Origin of the sequence: Eudoraea sp. (genome assembly GCF_049669105.1) — a bacterium.
Taxonomy (GTDB): domain Bacteria; phylum Bacteroidota; class Bacteroidia; order Flavobacteriales; family Flavobacteriaceae; genus Eudoraea.
Genome location: NZ_JBATKE010000153.1, coordinates 1 through 2,295, shown reverse-complemented (window position 1 = coordinate 2,295; position 2,295 = coordinate 1). Strand labels below are relative to the sequence as shown.

General features: G+C 52.2%; 2 protein-coding genes. Both read left to right on the top strand.

The window, feature by feature from the left end; translation table 11 throughout:
- On the top strand, positions 1-663 hold a 663-nt coding region (locus WBM60_RS12725; RefSeq protein WP_424283151.1), incomplete at its 5' end, for a TniB family NTP-binding protein.
- A complete protein-coding gene (locus WBM60_RS12720) occupies positions 660-2,027 on the top strand; it encodes a TniQ family protein (RefSeq protein ID WP_424283150.1) in 1,368 nt (455 codons plus the stop codon). The genes WBM60_RS12725 and WBM60_RS12720, both read left to right, overlap by 4 nt.
- Positions 2,028-2,295: the final 268 nt, after the last annotated feature.

Below are 2,295 nucleotides of genomic sequence, written 5' to 3'. Positions count from 1 at the left end.
CGTCCGGCAGCCCTATTAATCGACGAAGTCCAGGAGCTTTCGAAAGTAACGTCAAATGAGAAATCACACGACAACCTCGATGTGTTGAAATCGCTTTCCGACCGGATTCGCGTACCAGTCATAGCGTTCGGAACCTCCAAAGCTTATGAAATGCTGTATGTAAACGCACAGACCGCCCGCCGTGCCGATGTCCTGCATTTCGGACGCTATGCGGGCAATGACTCTGACATCGAAATATTCCGCGGCGTGGTTGGTGCTTTGGAAACGGCACTGCACATACCGCTTGCCAAGGAGGTGTCTGGAGATGTTGTCTACTTTTACGCGCGGACGACAGGTTGCGTAGGCATATTGATGGATTGGATGAAGCGCGCCCTTGCGCTCGCAATCGACAAGGGCGCTAGAAAGGTTAGCAAAAAGCATCTCGATGAAACGGCCCTGAGTGGCAAACACCTGGCCTCCCTGGTTCGAAGTATCAAAGATGCCGAGAGAATCCACGCAGATGCCAAGGAGTTCAACGTCATGTCGGAACTTGGAGAAAGTCCCAGCATTATGCGACCACCAACTCGCGGCCAAGGTAGCGAAGGGCGCAAAAAGCCACCTGCTTGTCGGCGTAAGCCGACTCAAGACAAGGCTGGACATCTCCTTGACGAGGTCGAATCATGACCACTAGCTTTCGCGCCGTGACCATCCCTACCGCGGATGAAATGACGCCAGGTTGTCCCTATATGTATGGTGCCACCCCGATTGGGGTGGCAACCAGCCAAGTGGAGTCCTTGGCAAGCTTCGCATGTCGTCTCGGTGATCGGCGCAATATGCGACCCGCAACAGTAGTCATCTCTTCGCTGCAGCGATTTGCGGAGCGAAAAGACTTTCAGCTCAGGATTCAGAAGCAGAACGGTCAAATTAATGGGGCCGGCCTGACGGCTCAGCGCGCAATCGACGCGTTCGATAGCGCGCTTGCAGTTAGAAGCTCTGCACAACTGACATTTCGCCCTTGGACCGAAATAGTAGAAGCACGAATGCATGGGTTTCTACGCCCACATATTGGCTTCTGTCCTGAATGCATCAACCAAGACCGGTTGGTACATGACGGCCCATATATTCGTTTGCTCTGGATGCTCAAAGTTGTTGAATCTTGCCCAATTCACAACATCCGACTATACGATGCTTGCCCAACCTGCGGAGATCGGCTACCGGTGATCCCATGGTTAACAAACCCTCTCTTTTGCATGAAATGTCGGCAGGATATTTCGCGAAAGCGGTGTACCTATTTCCAGGGAAGACCTACTGATTTCAGCCAGTGGATTTCGTTCGAACTCGGAAAGCTGCTCGCTGCCACGAATGGCGGTGGTTACTCAATAGGCGTGGGTCAAATGGTGGAGACATTTCAGACTATTCTTGAAAAAGAGTTCGACGGCAACGTTGCCGAGTTCGCAAGGTTCTTTGGTCTGGATAAGACCGCAAGCTACAAATATTTCGACGGGTCCTGTCGACCAACTTTCCCGGCCTTGTGCCGAATACTATTTCAGCTGAAGCTCTCACCGGCGGACCTTTGGGTCTCACGCAATAACGCCTTGGAGATAGACCGGCGCACCAGACTACGAAGGACCACAACGGAGGTTGCCAAGGTCCGTACAATGACACCGGAAAAGAAGGTAGCAATTCGACAAGGTCTCACGAAACTGCTCGCGTCAGAGGGGGAAATTATTGGCCCGGCTGAGTTTGCCAAACAATACGACACATCTAACATGGTGGTTCGCTACCATTTCGCCGACCTTTATGCCAAGCACCGCGCGAGATTTCACCAGCAGCAGAAGAGGCAACGCGCGCTCATCAGGCAGGAGCGCCTAGATCGTGTCAAACAAGCTGCTCGAGGACTCGTTGAACAGGGCATCTATCCGAGCCAGCGAAAGCTCAAACAAACTGGGAAAGTTTGCGCCAATGACCTCACTCGGTCCGATGTCCGCAATGTACTCTCGCCTATCATTAATGCCTTCGAACGGGAACAGCGTAAAGAGATTCAATAAATGTTCGAGGCGATCATGCGAACAGGCGCTGCCTAGCTGCAATTGACAAAGCTCTGGCAGGAGCTTCGGCGCAGACAGTCCGTTCTCGGCAAACAACCAGTAAAAAGTCTCATTACGGCAAAGAACTGAGCGATTTTGTTAGGCTCAATTGGCCGCGATCTGGGCAATATCCGGCAGGCTGGATGGCCTTCGAGATGAAAACCTAACCTGCTCATATAGTTAGAGTGGATCTTTGCCAGAGCCGATTTGAACCAGAAGATTGCCAAAA